Source organism: Corynebacterium sp. KPL2861, from assembly GCF_040225475.1.
Taxonomy (GTDB): Bacteria; Actinomycetota; Actinomycetes; order Mycobacteriales; family Mycobacteriaceae; genus Corynebacterium.
Genome location: NZ_JBEHFW010000006.1, coordinates 117,361 through 135,245 on the forward strand (window position 1 = coordinate 117,361; position 17,885 = coordinate 135,245).

Below are 17,885 nucleotides of genomic sequence, written 5' to 3' on the forward strand. Positions count from 1 at the left end.
TCCTCGCGTAAGGTCTAAAGCCATGAAAGGGAAACTACGGGGAGTACTCGATAGCGTTAAGGCAGAATTGCCACGCTTGGGTACCGCAGGTTCTCGTTCCGCGCAGCTGCACGCTGAAGGAACAGGCGCGCAAGCCGGTGATACTCGCTACGATTTCATCACCCAAGCGCCAGAGGTTCTCCAGCACACCACGGTCTCCCAAAAGCGCACCTTTTTCATCTTGCGGTGGGCCGGAACCGTCGGATCCCTCCTCATTGCCTTTGGCGCTTTGGGAGCAGGCGCGCTGCCTGTAGTGGGCAACCCTTATGACAATGTGCCCTTTGGCTCGCTCATGTCACGCATGCTGCAGACCTCGTCTGCCCTTGTCATGGTGGGCGTGGGGCTTTTAGTTACTGCCTGGATTTTCCTAGCCCCATTCGTGGGCACCCCGCTGCGCCAGGCGCGACCCGGCGAGCCCGCCAGCGGTCGCTCCCGCCGGCTCGTGTCCCCGCGCCAGTTGTGGATCACGTGGGCTGGGTGGGTCATCCCCCTCATCTTCACCGCTCCCTTATTTACCCAAGACATCTATTCTTATTTGGCCAATGGCTCCATCGTGGCCCAAGGGATGGATCCCTATTCCGCCGGCCCGGTGCAGCTCTTGGGTGCTGGCAACGAACTCGCGCGTTCCGTTCCGTTTATCTGGGCAAATTCACCGTCGCCCTATGGGCCAGTTGCCCTGGGGCTGGCGGCCATAGTCAGCATCGCCACCGGAAATTCCATTGTCTTAGGCGTCATCGCCCACCGCCTACTTTCCATCGTAGGAATCATCGTGGCCGGCTGGGCCATCACGCAGCTTGCTCAGCGATGCCGCGTCTCCCCTGCCTCCGCACTATGGCTCGGCATCTTGAACCCGCTGACCATCCTTCACCTCGTCGGCGGTATTCATAATGAATCCATCATGCTTGGATTGTCGTTGTTGGGCATGGAGTTTGGATTAAGGGGCATCGATAAGCTGGGGCAGGATAAAAGAGGGGCCTACTTAGCGCTGATAGCCTCGGGAATTTTCCTATCCAGCGCCGGAATGGTCAAGGTCACCGGCTTTATTGGGCTCGGCTTTATCGGCATGGCTTATGCCCGCCACTTGCACGTGCAGGCGCGCGTGCCGCGCTGGAAGGCCTTATTCACGGCCATCGCCGTGCAGGCTGCGGTGCTCATAGCCACCATTGCGCTCATCAGCCTCATCACGGGCATTAACCTCGGATGGATTACCGGGCAAGGCGGCGCCGCCACGATTCGCTCCTGGCTTTCCCTATCCACGGCTGTGGGAGTGGGCGCCGGTTTCCTCGGGATGTTCTTAGGGCTTGGGGACCATACAGACGCCATATTGACCATCACCCGCAGTTTCGGCGTCTTGGTCGCCGTCGCCTTCATGGCCCGCATGCTGTATGCCACCCTGCGCGGATATATCCATCCCGTCGGCGGCTTGGGAATTTCTACCCTGGTGCTCGTCATTTTCTTCCCAGTGGTCCACCCCTGGTACATCCTGTGGGCCGTTTTGCCGTTGGCGGCGTGGGCGAACCGGCACATCTTCCGGTTTAGCGTCGTTGCCTATACCGGTGCGATGAGCTTTTTCGTACTCCCGCGCGGCTTGGGCCTACCTGCGGGAACGGTGCTTTCCATTTATATCGCCGCTGCCTGCGCATTCGCCGTAGTGGCCGGAGTGTGGTGGGTTGCTATGCGCCGAAATGGAATCCGTGTCTTAAACTAGGCACCCGTGAATGTAATTCCAGCCGATAGCCCCGCCCTGTCCTTGGAAGGTGTGGTAAAGAAATTTGGCCCCACGGCAGCCGTCAACGGGCTCAGCCTGAGCGTTGCACATGGCGAAATATTCTGCCTGCTTGGGCCCAATGGTGCTGGCAAATCCACCACCATCGAAATGTCTGAAGGCTTTATCCACCCCACCGCAGGTTCCATTAAGGTATTGGGCCTTGACCCCAGCACCGCACCAGATAAGGTGCGCGAAAAAGTGGGAATCATGCTGCAAGGCGGCGGATCCTACTCAGGTATCCGCGTGCTAGAGATGTTGGAATTGACGGCTCGCTATAACGCCAATCCACTGCCACCGGAATGGCTGCTAGAAACCTTGGGCCTGCAAGGCGTTGCACGCACGTCCTACCGGCGGCTTTCCGGCGGGCAACAACAGCGGCTATCGCTCGCACTCGCGGTCATCGGCAGGCCAGAGCTGGTTTTCCTCGATGAACCCACCGCGGGCATGGACGCCCAATCCCGTCTCGCCGTGTGGGATCTCATCCGCGCCCTCAAGCGCGACGGGGCCACCGTTATATTGACCACCCACCTGATGGATGAGGCTGAATCGCTGGCAGATCACATCGCCATCATGGATCACGGCGCGCTCGTGGCGCAGGGAACCCCGGCAGAACTTACCTCCCAGGGCGAGGGCGCCGGTTTTAGTTTTAGCGCCAACTCCGCAGTTGACTTGGACACCTTGCAGCGAATTGGGATCCCCACGACCGCCTCGCGGCCGCTGCACTACAGGGTGAGCCAGCCCAGTTCGCCGGAACTGATTTCCGCCCTCGCCGCCGAGCTCGCCCGGCAAGGCGTGCTTTTGCGAAGCCTGGAATCCCACCACCGGAACCTCGAGGAAGTATTCCTCGATCTCACAGGCAGGCACTTGCGCAGTTGATGAAGCCCTGTGTCCTGTCTTCATCCTAGAATCACCAGTACCTACAACCACCACTTTGAATTTTCAAGGAGTAGGCCCCCGATTATGAGCGCAACGTTTTCCCCCGGCACCTTCCGCCCGGCACCCAAGCGGGCGAGTGCAGTCGCCATCATCCTTGCCCAAGGCGGCATGGAGGCCAAGCTCATGCTGCGCCACGGCGAGCAACAATTGCTCAGCATCATTATCCCGCTCACCATCCTGATTGGGACCGCACACTTGGAATCCACCACCGGCCATGGTCTGCACGAGGTTTTTCCCATGGTGCTTGCGGTGGCGGCGACATCGGCTGGCTTTACCGGGCAAGCCATTTCCCTGGCCTTTGACCGCCGCTACGGGGCCTTAAAGCGCACCGGCGCCTCCGGCGTACCGGCATGGGCGATTATCGGCGGCAAAATCATCGGCGTGTTGACGATGGTGGTATTCCAGATTCTCGTGCTCGGTGCCACGGCCTTTGCCTTGGGCCTGCGCATCAGTGCGCCCGGCATTCTGCTCATGATCGTCTCGCTCATATTTGGCGTCGCTGCCTTTACCGCCATGGGTTTGGTGCTTGGCGGGACCCTCAGCTCTGAGGCCGTACTCGCACTGGCTAACCTCATTTGGTTCATCCTGCTGGCGATCGTCGGATGGGCCCTGTACTCCCAAGGCTTGGGCGATAATGGCCTGCTCAATATCGTTCCTACGGTGGCGCTAGCGGGCGCGCTTGCCGATGCCTCCAATTCCATCTTCCCCGGCATCGAGCTCATTTCCTTGACCGCGTGGCTGGCAGTGGCGTCGTATGCGGCCGTTCGTTGGTTCCGCTTCGACGGCTAAATGTGAGTTATACCCAGTTCCCCGCGAAATAGAGCCAAAGGTTTCGGCTCGCTACACACCCCCTAGTAAGATGCAGCTTGTGAATTACTGGACCAGAACTAAACGCTTTTTTAAAGAAGCCGTCCCTACCGTGGAGCAACAGCGCCTCATCGCGCTGATCCTGATCTTCTGCCAAGGCGGCATCACCGTATCTGGTTCCATCGTCCGCGTCACTGGCTCCGGCCTGGGCTGCCCCACCTGGCCCCAATGCCAGCCTGGTTCCTTGGTGCCGGTCGAAGGCGCAGCCCCGGCAATCCACCAGATCATTGAATTTGGTAACCGCCTACTCACCTTCGTCGATTCCGCCGCCGCCGGCGCGGCAGTCATCGCCATGTATATGGCGTGCCGCCGTCCTGAGCTCAGGGTCTATGCCTGGCTCAACGTGGCCGGCATCGTCCTGCAGGCCGTCATCGGCGGCATCTCCGTGCACTTGGATCTGCGCTGGTGGTCCGTGGCGCTTCACTTCCTGCCCTCCATGGTGCTGGTGTGGCTTGCCTGCATGTTGTACGCCCGCATCAAAGAACCCGATGATGGCACCGCACAGCCGCGCTTCCCACAAGCTATTCGCATCATCGCCGTCATTGCGACCATCGCCCTCTCGATCGTCCTGATTACTGGCACCATGGTGACCGGTTCTGGCGTCCACTCCGGCGACTCCGGAGTGGGAATGGACGGCCGCTTGGATGTAGATACCGAGTCCATGGCCATCGCCCACGCCATGTGCATGTACGTCTACCTCATCTTTACCGCCATTACCGTCTTCCTGCTGTACAAGCACCGCACCCCGCAGGAGACCAAGAGGGCCGGGTGGGTCCTTATCGTCTGCATCCTCATCCAATGGGCGGTGGGCGTCTTGCAGTTCTACCTGGGTGTGCCGCGGTGGACGGTCCCCTTCCACATCGGTATGTCCGCCGTGGTCACCGGCTTTACCGCCCTGCTCTGGGCACACGGGCGCCACCGCGTCGGCGGCACGCCAGACCTCATCTCAGGCTCTCCCGCCGGCGACGATAAATACGCCGTTCGCCAGCACGCATTAAAAGAGGAACGCGCCGCCGTCTAGGACCTAGGCAGCACCATTTTTCTGCAGCTACTGGGCTTTGTGGGATAGCATGGCCCTATGCATGCTATCCAGATCACAGAAACGGGCGGGCCGGAAGTCCTGCGCTACGCCGAGGTTCCTGCGCCCACGCCCACTGAGGACGAAGTCTTAGTCGATGTCACCGTGGCGGGCGTGAACTATATCGATACCTACTACCGCGAGGGTATCTATAACGCCCAGACGCCTTTTATCCCTGGCTTTGAGGGAACGGGGCGCGTTGTCCATGATCCCAAGGGAGAAATTGCGGAGGGCACCCTGGTGGCATGGCACCACGCCTTTGGTTCCTATGCCGAGCAGGTCTGCGTCCCCCGGAATGGCCTTGTCGCCGTACCGGATGATTTTCCCACCGAGATCGCTGCCTCCATGCTGCTACAGGGCATGACCGCCCACTTCCTTTCCCACGGCGTGTATGAGCTTGGCAAAGGCGCCACGTGCCTCATCACTGCTGGTGCGGGCGGTGTGGGCCAGCTCTTGACCCAGATGGCGTCCTCTTTGGGCGCAACGGTCTACACGGTCGTCTCCACCGATGAAAAGGAAGAGATCTCGTACAAGTGCGGCGCCGACCACGTCTTCCGTTACAGCGATGGCCTGGGCGAGCAGGTTCGCCGGTTTAACGGCGGCCGCGGCGTCGATGTGGTCTATGACGGCGTGGGGCAATCCACCTTCTTCGAATCGCTCGAGGCCGTTCGTCCGCGCGGCACTGTCGCACTCTTTGGTGCTGCTTCCGGCCCGGTTGAGCCCATCGATCCCCAGCTGCTCAATAAGCATGGCTCTATTTTCTTGACCCGGCCTTCGCTCGGCGCGTGGACGGCGCAAGAGGGCGAATTCCAGATGCGCGCGCAAGCGGTCGTCCAGGCCGTCATGGACGGAGACCTCAAGTTCAACGTATCGGCCTCCTATCCCCTGGAGGAAGCAGAGCAGGCCCACCGCGATCTACAATCGCGCAGCACCACCGGTTCTATTGTCCTGCGGGTAAAGCAGGACTAAAGCAGAAAGAAGCGCGAGCTACAAAGGCTCACGCTTGACCGTGCTGCTGGAATCTAAAACAGGGTGGCGGACCAACCGAGCATCCGGCCGATTGGTTCCCAACCCAAGACGGCATCGATAGACAGGCCAATAAAGAGTACCGATAGGTAATTATTTGAATAGATAAACAGGCGCATGGGTTTTACCTTTGCGCCTTTCTTTACGCCTTGGTGCAGGCGAATGGATAGCCACAAAAAGACCGCGCCGGAAGTAACGGCTGAGATGAGGTAAATCCACGATGCCGCGGGGACGATGAGCAGCGTGACGATGACCGTGCCGATGGAATACCACACGATTTGGCGGGTTACCTCTTGCTCCGTCGCCACTACCGGCAACATCGGAACGCCGGCCTTTCGGTAATCTTCCTTGTATTTCATGGCCAAGGCCCAAGTGTGCGGCGGGGTCCAGAAAAAGATAATAAGGAATAGCACTATTGCCTGCCACCAGCGGTCGGGCTCGCCCGCTGGCGCGTTATCGCGGATCACGGCCCAGCCCACCATGGCCGGCATACATCCTGCTAAACCGCCCCACACGATGTTTTGGGCATTGCGCATCTTCAAAAACTTGGTGTAGACGAATACATAGAAAAAGTTCGTGAGGATGACGAAGAACGCCGCCAACCAAGAATTTGCAAGGATTCCCAGCCAAAGCACCGACACCACGAGCATGATCCAGGCAAAGATCGCCGCGTTCCGCTTAGAAATCGTGGCGCGCACTAGTGGCCGCGCGCGGGTGCGTTGCATCTTTTGGTCAATTTCATAATCGACCACATTATTAAAGGTATGGGCGGCCGCAGCGCCCATCCATCCACCGAAAATGGTGGAAATGATGAGCCAGATATTTTCAGAAACCGCCTCAACACCCCGTTGTGCTTGGAGCATCGCCGGAATTGCGGCCACGAGGAGGAGTTCAATAATCCTCGGCTTCGTTAGCGCAAAATAGGCCTTGATGGTCTCCAAGGAATTCCTCCACTATCTGAACAGACGTTGATCTACAGCACACACGCTACACAGCGCGGCATGCCCACGGTGTAGTGGTCGCACACCCCGGCACAAAAGTTCCGGAGAATTAATTCACACTATGGCTTACATTTAAAATGCGCTGCACATGGATCGTATCAATGCAGCGGAAATGCAGAGAGTAACTAATGCTATGCCGTACACCGCTTAGCCATGCCAGCTTACCGGTTACCCGCAGCTTTCAATAATTCCGCACCGCCGTCAAAAAAGTAACTAGACTGTGTGGAGTTCAGCAATTAACGCCTAGAGTTAAGCGAGGCCTTATACCGTGTCGAAAGATAATTTGTCCCCAGACCTGCAAGCTATGGTCGAGCGCCGTTATCCGGACGACTGGACAGAGACCGATACTCGCGCGGTCGACACCGTGCGCGTGCTTGCTGCCGATGCCGTCCAAAATTGCGGCTCTGGGCACCCAGGCACGGCGATGTCGCTTGCTCCCCTCGCCTACACGCTCTACCAGAGCGTCATCAACCACGACCCCAATGACGTCAATTGGGCGGGCCGCGACCGCTTCGTGCTGTCTGTTGGCCACTCCTCCCTCACCCTCTACATTCAGCTCTTCTTGGGCGGTTTCGGCTTGGAGATGAAAGATCTCCAGGAGCTGCGCACCTGGGGCTCGCTTACCCCTGGACACCCTGAGGTGCACCACACTGATGGCGTGGAGATCACCACCGGCCCGCTCGGCCAGGGCCTTGCATCGTCGGTAGGTATGGCCATGGCCGCCCGCAAGGAACGCGGCCTCTTCGATCCTGAGGCACCAACCGGTCAATCCCCATTTGACCATTACGTCTATACCATTGCCTCCGATGGTGATCTGCAGGAAGGCGTTACCGCAGAGGCATCGTCCCTGGCTGGCACCCAGAAGCTGGGCAACCTGATCGTTTTCTGGGATGATAACCGGATTTCCATCGAGGATGACACCAATATCGCCTTCAACGAGGACGTCGCCGCGCGCTATGAGGCCTACGGCTGGCACGTCCAGACCGTTGAATCCGGCGAGGACGTCGTCGCCATTGAAGAGGCAGTGCGCAATGCCCAGCAGGAAACGGAGCGACCTTCCTTCATCCGCGTTAAGACGGTGATTGGTTACCCGGCCCCCACCAAGATGAACACCGGTGGCGTCCACGGCGCCGCGCTTGGCGATGACGAAGTTGCCGCCACCAAGGACGTGCTCGGCTTCGATCCGGAAAAGACTTTCCACATCGATGATGAGGTCTTGGCCCACACCCGCAAGCTGCGTGAGCGCGGTGCCGAAAAGCACGCGCAGTGGCAGGAGAAGTTCGACGCTTGGGCAGCGGAAAACGCCGAGAATAAGGCGCTCTTTGACCGCGTGACCGCACGCGAATTGCCGGAGAACTTCGACGCCGAGCTGCCTGTATGGGAGCCAGGTGACGCGATTGCCACCCGTAAAGCCTCTGAGGCGACCATCCAAGCCTTGGCTGCTGCCTTGCCGGAAATGTGGGGCGGCTCGGCCGACTTGGCGGGTTCCAATAACACCGTGATTAAGGGCGCAGATTCCTTCGGTCCTGAAAACATCACCACCAATAAGTGGTCCGCACAGCCTTATGGCCGCAACCTCCACTTTGGCATTCGCGAGCACGCGATGTCCGCCATCATGAACGGCATTGCCCTCCACGGAAATACCCGCGTGTATGGCGGTACCTTCCTCATCTTCTCCGAGTATCAGTACCCAGCCGTTCGCCTCGGCTCGCTGATGTCTACCGATACCTACTACGTGTGGACGCACGATTCAATTGGCTTGGGCGAAGACGGCCCTACCCACCAGCCGGTAGAAACCCTGTCGGCGTTGCGCGCCATTCCGAACCTGTCCGTTATCCGCCCTGCCGATGCCAATGAAACCGCACAGGCCTGGGCCGCAGCGATGGAATACAAGGCTGCACCGAAGGGCCTTGCGCTCAGCCGCCAGAACCTCCCCATCTTGGAAGGCACCAAGGAAAAGGCACGCGATGGCGTTCGCCGCGGCGCCTACACCTTGGTCGAAGGATCTAAGGATGAGCCAGACGTCATCTTGTTGGCCACCGGCTCGGAGGTACAGCTCGCCGTGGAAGCCGCCCAGCAGCTCGAAAGCGAAGGCACGGCCGCTCGCGTGGTTTCGGCACCGTGCCTGGAGTGGTTCAACGAGCAGGACGCAGAGTACCGCGAATCGGTCCTGCCCAGCAGCGTGAAGGCCCGCGTTTCCGTCGAAGCTGGCCTCGCCATGTCGTGGCACAAGTACACCGGTACTTTCGGCCGCAACGTCTCACTAGAGCACTACGGCGCCTCCGCTCCCGGCGACGAGCTCTTCGAAAAGTTTGGCTTCACCTCTGCTGCTGTTGCCGATGCCGCACGCGAGAGCATCGCCGATACGCAGCGCTAAGCCCACCTCACCGACGCTTAAAGGAATGACTATGAATAACATTTCTGAACTTGCCCAATTAGGTACCTCGACGTGGCTCGATGATCTTTCGCGTCAGCGTATGGAGTCTGGAAACTTAAAAGAGATTATTTCCTCCAAGTCCATCGTGGGTGTAACGACCAACCCGGCCATCTTCGCCACTGCCATGACTAGTGGCACGGCCTATGACGCGGACTTGGCTGCATTGAAGGAGAAGAACGCCTCGGTCGATGAGGCCGTCTACTCCTTGGCCATTACGGACGTGCAAAACGCCTGTGACCTTTTCGCCGATATTTACGCCGATACCGACGGCCAGGATGGCCGGGTATCCATCGAGGTGGATCCGCGCATCTCCGACGATGCAGCGGCAACCCTCAAGCAGGCCCGCGAACTGTGGGCCCAAGTTGACCGCCCCAATGCGATGATCAAGATTCCGGCGACCAAAGGCTCCCTCCCCGCTATCGAGGATGCCCTCGCAGATGGAATCAGCGTTAACATCACCTTGATTTTCTCGGTGTCTCGCTACCGCGAGGTCATCTCCGCATTCCAGGCTGGGCTCAAGCGCGCGGCCGAGGGTGGCAAGGACATCACCAAGATCCATTCGGTCGCATCGTTCTTCGTCTCCCGCCTAGATACGGAAGTTGATAAGCGCTTAGAGGCTATCGGTTCCGAAGAGGCCTTGTCCCTCCGCGGCAAGGCCGGTGTCGCTAACGCCCAGCGTGCCTACGCCCTCTTCCAAGAGGAATTGCTCGGTGACAACGGCCTCCCAGAAGGCGCACCCGTACAGCGACCACTGTGGGCTTCCACGGGCGTAAAAAACCCTGACTACCCAGCAACGCTGTACGTGACCGAGCTGGCTGGGCCGCACACGGTAAATACCATGCCGGAAAAGACCATTGATGCGGTCCTGCAGGAAGGTGGTTTCCACGGAGATACCCTATCCACTGCCGGCGAAGAAGCCGAGAAGGTCTTCTCCCAGCTCGAATCGGTGGGCATTGACCTAGAAGATGTCTTTGTGGTCCTTGAGCGCGAGGGCGTGGATAAGTTCGTCGCCGCGTGGAATGACCTCCTTGATTCCCTCAATCAGCGACTCGCGTAAACTACGACCGTGGTCCTAGCCCCGCCGGAAAGCCGGCGGGGCATTATGACGCCATTAGTTGAAAGACTGCTTAGCTTTTCCCTCCAGGAAGGATAATCCGTGACGGACTCAGCCGCTTGGGCCAATCCCTTGCGTAATGCCGCCGATAAACGATTGCCACGCATCGCGGGCCCCGCAGGCATGGTCATCTTTGGCGTGACCGGCGATTTAGCTTTCAAAAAACTCCTGCCAGCCATCTATGACCTTGCCAGCCGCGGCCTCTTGCCCGCCGGCTTCACGCTCGTCGGCTATGGCCGCAGGGACTGGGATAACGCGGACTTCTGCGATTATTTCCGTAACGCGGTAGAAGCCGGTGCCCGCACTGACTTTAACCACGATGTGTGGGAGCACTTATCCCAGGGAATCGAGTTCGTGCAAGGCTCCTTCGACGATGAGGGCTTCGACAGGCTTTCTGCGCGGTTGGCCGAGCTGGATAAGGCCCGCGGAACGGGAAGCAACTGGGCGTACTACCTTTCGGTGCCGCCAGAGTTCTTCTCCGATATTTGCCACCAATTGGAACGCGTGGGCATGGCCAATTCCATGGAGGATTCCTGGCGCCGCGTGATCATCGAAAAGCCCTTTGGCCATGACCAGGGATCCGCGCGCGAGCTCAATGAAATCGTCAACGCGGTCTTCCCCGAATCGGCCGTCTTCCGCATCGATCACTACCTGGGCAAAGAAACCGTACAAAACATCATGGCCCTGCGGTTTGCCAACCAGATTTTTGAGCCAATGTGGAACGCTCACTATATCGACCACGTGCAAATTACCATGGCTGAAGATATCGGCCTCGGCGGCCGCGCTGGTTATTATGACGGAATCGGCGCTGCACGCGACGTTATTCAAAACCACCTTCTGCAGCTGCTCGCCCTCGTCGCAATGGAGGAACCCTCCTCCTTCGAGCCGGAGGCGCTGCGCGCCGAAAAGGTCAAGGTACTGCGCGCCACGCAGCCGGTGCATCCGCTGAATAAGACCACCGCTCGTGGCCAGTACACCGCCGGCTGGCAGGGCTCGGAATATGTAAAGGGCTTGCGCGAAGAAGAAGGCTTTGATCCCGCCTCCACTACTGAGACCTATGCGGCATGTACGTTGGAGGTCAATTCGCGGCGCTGGGGAGGCGTTCCGTTCTACCTGCGCACGGGCAAGCGGCTGGGGCGCCGCGTCACCGAGATCGCCCTAGTCTTCAAGGCCGCACCGAACCAGCCTTTTGTCGATGGCGAAACCGATGCCCTTGGCCAAAACGCGGTGGTTATCCGTGTTCAGCCAGATGAGGGCGTGACCATGCGCTTTGGCTCAAAGGTGCCGGGCTCCACCATGGAGGTACGCGATGTGAACATGGACTTTGCCTATGCCGAGGCATTCACCGAGGAATCCCCCGAGGCCTATGAGCGCCTCATCTTGGATGCCCTCCTCGATGAATCATCCCTGTTCCCCACCAATGAAGAAGTCGAACTATCGTGGTCGATTTTGGATCCGATCATCGATTACTGGTCCAAGCATGGTGAGCCCGAAGATTATAAGGCGGGTACATGGGGGCCCACCTCAGCCGATAAGATGCTGCGCCGCCGGGGTCATTCCTGGCGCCGCCCGTAGAAGGGACGTAGTCAATGATTATTCCATTGCCTAATACCACCACCGGTGAAATAGCCAAGAAGCTTGTCGATGCCCAAGAGCACTACACCCGCACCACGGGCCGGGTGCTCACCCTAATCGTGGAGGCACAAGAAGGTGACGATCTGGAGCAAATCCTTGCCTCTGTGCGCGATGCCTCTCATGAACACCCCTCCCGCGTGCTCGTCGTGGTCCCCGGCGACCCGAATTCTGATACCCAGCTCGATGCCCAGCTCCGCGTCGGCGGCGAGGCCGGTGCCTCTGAGACCGTCGTCATGCAATTGCATGGTGCGCTCGCGGATCAAGCCGAGTCCGTGCTCACCCCGCTCTTGCTGCCGGATACCCCGCTAGTCGCATGGTGGCCCAACGTGTGCCCCCAGGTGCCGTCAAAGAGCCCCGTGGGCAAATTGGCCCAACGCCGCATCACCAATGTGGCTCATAAAGGCACCGTGGGCGAGCAGGATCTGCGCGCGCTATCTGATGGCTATTCCCCCGGCGATTCCGATATGTCCTGGGCCTCCATCACGCTATGGCGCGGGGTTGTCGCATCGGCGCTCGATCACCATCCCCATGAGAAGGTGATATCGGTAGAGGTCGCCGGCCCCGCCGGGCATCCTGCGCCAAACTTCGCAGCGGGTTGGTTGCTCGACCGCCTCAGCGTCCCGGTACAGCGCACGGCCGAGGAAGCTAATAGTGGCTATTTCCCGGTTACCCACCTGCGCTTTAACCGGGAGACGACCCACGTGGATGTGGATGTCGTGGACGAGCGCACCGTGCGGGTGCGCGTGCCTGGCACGCCAGACTCACTGGTCAGCTTGAGCCCGCGCACGCAAACCGAAATCCTCTCGGAGGAATTGCGGCACCTCGACGCCGATAAAACTTATGCTCAGGCGCTTCGTGCTCTGGGAGAAGTAGACTACAGTAAGCTTTAATAGCGCACTTGCTCATACCGATTCTTTGCAAAGGATTCTGATACCGAATGGTAACGCTTCACCGCGTCAGCGATGTAGATGACCTTATTTCCCAAGCCGCACTCAAATTCATTGAGACCATCGCCGGTATTCAGGCCGGCAACGGTGGCCTCCATGGTGACGGCGTGGCAAGAGTCGTACTAACTGGCGGGGGCGCAGGAATTGGGCTGCTGCACGAGCTCGCGCGCTTAGACTTCGCCGCACAGCAGCAAGGCGAGAACTACCCCGCCTTGCGCATCGATTGGTCCCGCGTGCACATCTTCTTTGGCGATGAGCGCAATGTTCCGGTCAGCGACCCAGATTCCAATGAAGGCCAAGCGCGTTCCGCGCTGCTCGATCACGTGGATATCCCAGATCAGAATATCCACGGTTTCGACCTCGGTGCGGTCTCCATGGAGGCGGCCGCCAATGCCTACGAGCCAGAGTTAAAGGACTTCGCGCCTTTAGGCTTCGACCTACACCTTTTGGGTATGGGCGCAGAAGGCCACATTAACTCCATGTTCCCCCACTCTCCTGCCATCCGTGAGCAGGAAGAACTCGCGGTACCGGTACACGATTCGCCGAAGCCGCCCAGCGAGCGCATCACCCTGACGTTGCCGGCGGTCAATAGGTCTGAGCGCGTCTGGCTCTTGGTCGCCGGTGAAGAAAAGGCCACTGCCGCAAAGAACATCGTTGACGGCGTCGACGCTGAAGAATGCCCGGCCGCTGGTGCGCAAGGGACGAAAGAAACGATCCTGTTCTTGGCAGACGATGCCGCTCAGGAGCTTTAAAAGCCCCGCCGCCCTTCCTGCTTAACGTACAAAGCGCCGGTACCTCGACTCCTTTCCTTTCTCTGCGAAAGGTTCCGGGTCCGAAGTACCGGCGCTGTTGTCTGGGCAGGTCCTCGCTAAAGCTTAGCGGGGTACCGCCCCTTGCGTCTTAGGACGCGTACGCCTGAATGAGGTTTAGGCCAACGATGCAGGCCAACCAGATAATCACCATGACGACGGTATAGCGGTCCAAGTTCTTTTCCACCACGGTCGAACCGGACAGGTTCGATTGCACACCGCCGCCGAAAAGGCTAGACAGGCCGCCGCCTTTGCCCTTGTGTAAAAGCACAAAGATGGTCATCAAGATAGCTGAAATTAGCAAAATGATTTCCAGTGCTAAGACCATGAGGTTCTTCCTTTTCTCAACGTACGCCCAGTGGCACCTTCTGCGTACTATCGAAGGACACGCTAGCCACCAGCGCGAAGTACTTACCTGCTTTGCCTACGCAAAGCAATCACAAGGGCCTACTGTACACCATGCCGCGGGAAGGGCTCACCCCAACCCGCGGCATACCAGTCACCTTGTGATGGTTGTTAACGCCTGTTAACTAACGGCATTAGCGGCATTGGCAGCCAGCTTGGCAAAGTCCTCTCCTACCAAGGAAGCACCACCGATAAGGCCGCCGTCTACGTCCGGCTTGCTGACGATATCAGCAACGGAGTCAACCTTTACGGAACCGCCGTACAGGATGCGGATGCCGTCGGCAACTTCGTCCCCCGCGAGTTCCTTGACCAGGCCGCGGATAGCGGCGCAGACTTCCTGCGCGTCATCAGCGGAGGCAACCTTGCCGGTACCGATGGCCCACACGGGCTCGTAGGCGATAACGGTTTTGGTTAGTTGCTCGGCGCTGAGTCCCTGCAGGGAATCGCGGGTCTGGTTCACCACGTAGTCAACGTGGGTGCCGGCCTCGCGCACGTCGAGCGGCTCACCCACGCAGACGATGGGGCTGATGCCATTTTCCAAGGCCGCTGCGGCCTTCTCAGCGACCAGCTGGTCGGTTTCGCCGTGGTATTCGCGGCGCTCGGAGTGGCCGACGACTGCCCAGCTGCATCCCAGTTTGTTCAGCATCTGGCCAGATACCTCACCGGTGTAGGCGCCAGACTCGTGCTTGGAGATGTCCTGCGCACCGTAGGTGATCTTCAGCTTATCGCCCTCAACGAGCGTCTGAATCGTACGGATATCGGTAAATGGAACTATGTAGGCTACATCTACCTTGTCGTAGTAATCCTCCGGCAGGGAGAACGCGAACTTTTGAACGGAGCCGATGGCCTCAATGTGATCGAGGTTCATCTTCCAGTTACCAGCAATAAGTGGTGTACGTGCCATAATTAGTCCTTTCTTTGTACGCCTTTAGTTAACTGTTTTAGGCGGTTTATGCTTCGAGCACGGAAACGCCCGGCAGCTCCTTGCCCTCGAGGTATTCGAGGGATGCGCCGCCTCCGGTGGAAATGTGGCTGAAGCCTTCCTCATCGAGGCCCAGGGTGCGCACGGAGGCCGCGGAGTCGCCGCCGCCGACGACGGAGAAGGACCCGTTAGAGGAGGTGGCATCGATAATCGCCTGCGCTACCCCAGCCGTGCCCTTTGAGAAGGCTTCCATTTCGAATACACCCATGGGGCCGTTCCAGAATACGGTCTTGGAGTCTGCCAGTACGGTGGCAAATTTCTCGACGGACTTCGGTCCGATGTCCAAGGACATCCAGCCTTCAGGAATGCCATCGAGCTCAACGACCTTGGTCTCAGCATCTGCGGCGAATTCGCTGGCGGCGGTGAGGTCAACGGGCAGGACAATCTTGTCACCGAAGCGCTCCAGCAGGCTCTTACAGTTTTCAATCTGGTCCTCTTGCAGCAAGGACTCCCGAACGTTGTAGCCCTTGGCTGCCAGCAGGGTGTAGCACATTCCGCCGCCGATGATGATCTTATCGGCCTTTCCAGCAAGGGCTTCGATAACGCCAAGCTTGTCGGAAACCTTCGCGCCACCCAGCACAACGACATATGGGTGCGCCGGATCCTTTGCCACGGTGGATAATACGTCCAATTCCTTTTCCACCAGCTTACCGGCGTAGGCGGGCAGGCGCTTGGCGACGTCATATACCGAGGTCTGCGCGCGGTGCACAACGCCAAAGCCGTCGGAGACGAAAGCGCCGTTATCGGCAGCCAGGGCAACGAGCTCGTCGGCGAATTCGCCGCGCTCTGCCTCATCCTTAGAGGTTTCACGCGGATCAAAGCGGACATTTTCTACCAGCATGACATCGCCGCTGTTTAGCCCGTTCGCGCGCTCGTGGGCGTCTTCGCCGGTGACGTCGTTGGCCAAGGCAACGTACTGATCCAAAGCTTCAGACAACGCTTCTGCAACCGGGGCCAGGGAGTACTTGGAATTTACCTCACCCTTGGGTCGGCCGAGGTGGGCGGAAAGGATGACCTTCGCGCCACCATCGACCAGCGCCTTAATGGTGGGAAGAGAAGCGGTAATGCGGCCGGGGTCGGTGATATTTCCGTCATCATCCAGCGGCACGTTGAAGTCAGAGCGGACCAGAATGTGGCGGTCCTCTACGCCTTCTTCTAGCAGGTTATCTAGCGTCTTAAAAGCCATGTGTTACTCCTTTTAGAGTGGATTCTGCAGTTGAGGTTGCTACATAAAATGATACCGGCCACAACGTCGTGCCGTCAGGGCGTTCGTTGTGGCCGGTATCGCATTAAGGGCTGCTCTGTATCAGAACTTTAGAGCTTTTCTGCAACTAGGTTGGTCATGCGGACGAGCTGGGAGGTGTAGCCCCACTCGTTGTCGTACCAACCCAGAACCTTGACTAGGTTGCCATTGGAGACCTTGGTCATGCCGGCGTCGAAGATGCAGCCGTGCGGGGAGGTTACGATGTCGGTGGAAACCAGAGGATCCTCGGTGTATGCGAGGGTGTCCTTCAGCTCGCCCTCAGCTGCCTGCTTGAGTGCTGCGTTGATTTCCTCAACGGTGACGTCGCGGGAAGCGGTGAAGGTCAGGTCGGTTGCGGAACCGGTGATGACCGGAACGCGCATAGCGTAGCCGTCCAGCTTGCCTTCCAGCTCAGGCAGAACCAAGGACACGGCCTTAGCTGCACCGGTGGAGGTAGGTACCAGGTTGACGGCTGCGGCGCGGGCGCGGCGCAGGTCCTTGTGGGGAGCGTCCTGCAGGCGCTGGTCACCGGTATAAGCGTGAACGGTGGTCATCAGGCCCTTTTCCACACCGAACTTGTCATTCAAGACCTTGGCCATTGGAGCCAAGCAGTTGGTGGTGCAGGAAGCTGCGGAAATAACGTTGTGCTCAGCTGGGTCGTAGGTGTCGGAGTTAACACCGTAGACGAAGGTTGCGTCAACTTCCTTACCAGGGGCGGAAATGATGACCTTCTTGGCGCCGGCCTCAATGTGAGCCTTTGCGTCGTTACCGTTGGTGAACAGGCCGGTGGACTCGATAACGAGGTCTACGTCCAGTTCGCCCCACTTCAGGTTCTTCGGGTCCTTCTCGTTGAAGACCCGGATGCGGTTGCCATTGACGGTGATGGAGTCATCGTCGTAGGTAATCTCGCCGTCGAAGCGACCCAGTACGGAGTCGTACTTCAACAGGTTAGAGAGAGTCTGGTTATCGGTCAGGTCGTTGACGGCAACGACCTCAAGGTCATTGTCGGTCCGGTTAACAGCGTGGAAGAAGTTACGACCAATGCGGCCAAAGCCGTTAATGCCTACGCGGGTAGTCACTGTAAATCTCCTCAAAGAGTCGAGTAATTATTTCTATGGGCCTACCGCGGGTCCTTCGAGTACTTTACTGCTCTGGGTGAGTAAGGTGCCCGAGGCTTTGCCCAACAACCGCAATACTACAGAGCCTTTAAACAGCGTGCAGAGGCCTTCACGGCTGGCAGTGCAGTATCTGAAACTTTCCCGATATAGGCGTACAATCTTCCCGAGTTCTTTTGTTTTTTCCGAATGAACCGGCTGTTCAAGCCCGTTTAGGTTGGTTCTTGTGGACTTTACACCGTTAATGTGCGATATATCACTACGCGAAGCATTTTCCCACTTCCTCGCACACCGATCGCCAAAGATGCGGTGCTATAAACTAATTTAACCCAAATCACACCACAGTTTTTATGACGCGATATGCTTATCGCTAACTCACTGTGTTCCAGGTAGCACTCGAGCATTCGCTGGGCGCTAATCTCTCTCCTGAAACGCGTGAGCAACAAATTTACATCCCCCCGCAGACCGAATGCGTCTGCGATA

15 protein-coding genes are annotated in these 17,885 nt (G+C 58.6%); 10 read left to right on the forward strand and 5 right to left on the reverse strand.

Annotation, left to right across the window (positions count from 1 at the left end; translation table 11 throughout):
- Nucleotides 1-22: 22 nt before the first annotated feature.
- The 5 genes from mptB to ABRP84_RS06500 all read left to right on the forward strand — a co-directional run bounded on the left by mptB (nucleotide 23) and on the right by ABRP84_RS06500 (nucleotide 5,657).
- Nucleotides 23-1,747 carry a polyprenol phosphomannose-dependent alpha 1,6 mannosyltransferase MptB gene (gene mptB / locus ABRP84_RS06480; protein WP_349853080.1) on the forward strand — a complete coding sequence of 575 codons (1,725 nt, stop codon included), beginning with the start codon at nucleotides 23-25 and terminating at the stop codon, nucleotides 1,745-1,747.
- 6 nt (nucleotides 1,748-1,753) lie between these two features.
- Complete coding sequence (locus ABRP84_RS06485; protein ID WP_349853081.1) at nucleotides 1,754-2,683, forward strand: ABC transporter ATP-binding protein; 930 nt, start codon at nucleotides 1,754-1,756, stop codon at nucleotides 2,681-2,683.
- A gap of 84 nt (nucleotides 2,684-2,767) precedes the next feature.
- Nucleotides 2,768-3,532 carry an ABC transporter permease gene (locus ABRP84_RS06490; RefSeq protein WP_284869666.1) on the forward strand — a complete coding sequence of 255 codons (765 nt, stop codon included), beginning with the start codon at nucleotides 2,768-2,770 and terminating at the stop codon, nucleotides 3,530-3,532.
- A gap of 70 nt (nucleotides 3,533-3,602) precedes the next feature.
- Nucleotides 3,603-4,631, forward strand: a complete 1,029-nt coding sequence (locus tag ABRP84_RS06495) for a COX15/CtaA family protein (protein ID WP_284869665.1) — start codon at nucleotides 3,603-3,605, stop codon at nucleotides 4,629-4,631.
- Nucleotides 4,632-4,688: 57 nt separating this feature from the next.
- On the forward strand, nucleotides 4,689-5,657 hold the full coding sequence (locus ABRP84_RS06500; protein WP_349853082.1) for a quinone oxidoreductase family protein: 969 nt from the start codon (nucleotides 4,689-4,691) through the stop codon (nucleotides 5,655-5,657).
- Nucleotides 5,658-5,710: 53 nt separating this feature from the next.
- Here ABRP84_RS06500 and ABRP84_RS06505 read toward each other — a convergent pair whose 3' ends face one another.
- Nucleotides 5,711-6,655 carry a heme o synthase gene (locus ABRP84_RS06505; RefSeq protein ID WP_349853083.1) on the reverse strand — a complete coding sequence of 315 codons (945 nt, stop codon included), beginning with the start codon at nucleotides 6,653-6,655 and terminating at the stop codon, nucleotides 5,711-5,713.
- 364 nt (nucleotides 6,656-7,019) lie between these two features.
- Here ABRP84_RS06505 and tkt point away from each other — a divergent pair, with 364 nt between their 5' ends.
- From tkt to pgl, 5 genes are all read left to right on the forward strand, one after another.
- Nucleotides 7,020-9,092 (forward strand): transketolase, encoded by a 2,073-nt coding sequence (gene tkt, locus ABRP84_RS06510; protein ID WP_349853101.1) that lies wholly within the window; start codon nucleotides 7,020-7,022, stop codon nucleotides 9,090-9,092.
- Between the two features lie 31 nt (nucleotides 9,093-9,123).
- Nucleotides 9,124-10,209 (forward strand): transaldolase, encoded by a 1,086-nt coding sequence (gene tal / locus ABRP84_RS06515; RefSeq protein ID WP_349853084.1) that lies wholly within the window; start codon nucleotides 9,124-9,126, stop codon nucleotides 10,207-10,209.
- Between the two features lie 99 nt (nucleotides 10,210-10,308).
- Nucleotides 10,309-11,841: a glucose-6-phosphate dehydrogenase gene (zwf, locus tag ABRP84_RS06520; protein WP_349853085.1), complete on the forward strand. Its 1,533-nt coding sequence runs from the start codon at nucleotides 10,309-10,311 to the stop codon at nucleotides 11,839-11,841.
- 14 nt (nucleotides 11,842-11,855) lie between these two features.
- A complete protein-coding gene (locus ABRP84_RS06525; RefSeq protein WP_349853086.1) occupies nucleotides 11,856-12,791 on the forward strand; it encodes a glucose-6-phosphate dehydrogenase assembly protein OpcA in 936 nt (311 codons plus the stop codon).
- 47 nt (nucleotides 12,792-12,838) lie between these two features.
- Entirely contained in the window at nucleotides 12,839-13,600 is a 762-nt protein-coding gene (pgl, locus tag ABRP84_RS06530) for a 6-phosphogluconolactonase (protein ID WP_005279117.1), read from the forward strand.
- Nucleotides 13,601-13,748: 148 nt separating this feature from the next.
- On the opposite strand, the gene secG is transcribed toward pgl, so the two are convergent.
- The 4 genes from secG to gap all read right to left on the reverse strand — a co-directional run bounded on the left by secG (nucleotide 13,749) and on the right by gap (nucleotide 17,366).
- Nucleotides 13,749-13,985, reverse strand: coding sequence for a preprotein translocase subunit SecG (gene secG / locus ABRP84_RS06535; protein ID WP_023022444.1), 237 nt, complete (start codon nucleotides 13,983-13,985; stop codon nucleotides 13,749-13,751).
- A 198-nt stretch (nucleotides 13,986-14,183) separates the two neighbouring features.
- Entirely contained in the window at nucleotides 14,184-14,966 is a 783-nt protein-coding gene (gene tpiA, locus ABRP84_RS06540; RefSeq protein ID WP_023022446.1) for a triose-phosphate isomerase, read from the reverse strand.
- Between the two features lie 46 nt (nucleotides 14,967-15,012).
- Entirely contained in the window at nucleotides 15,013-16,230 is a 1,218-nt protein-coding gene (locus tag ABRP84_RS06545) for a phosphoglycerate kinase (RefSeq protein ID WP_023022448.1), read from the reverse strand.
- A 128-nt stretch (nucleotides 16,231-16,358) separates the two neighbouring features.
- A complete protein-coding gene (gene gap / locus ABRP84_RS06550) occupies nucleotides 16,359-17,366 on the reverse strand; it encodes a type I glyceraldehyde-3-phosphate dehydrogenase (RefSeq protein WP_349853087.1) in 1,008 nt (335 codons plus the stop codon).
- Nucleotides 17,367-17,885: the final 519 nt, after the last annotated feature.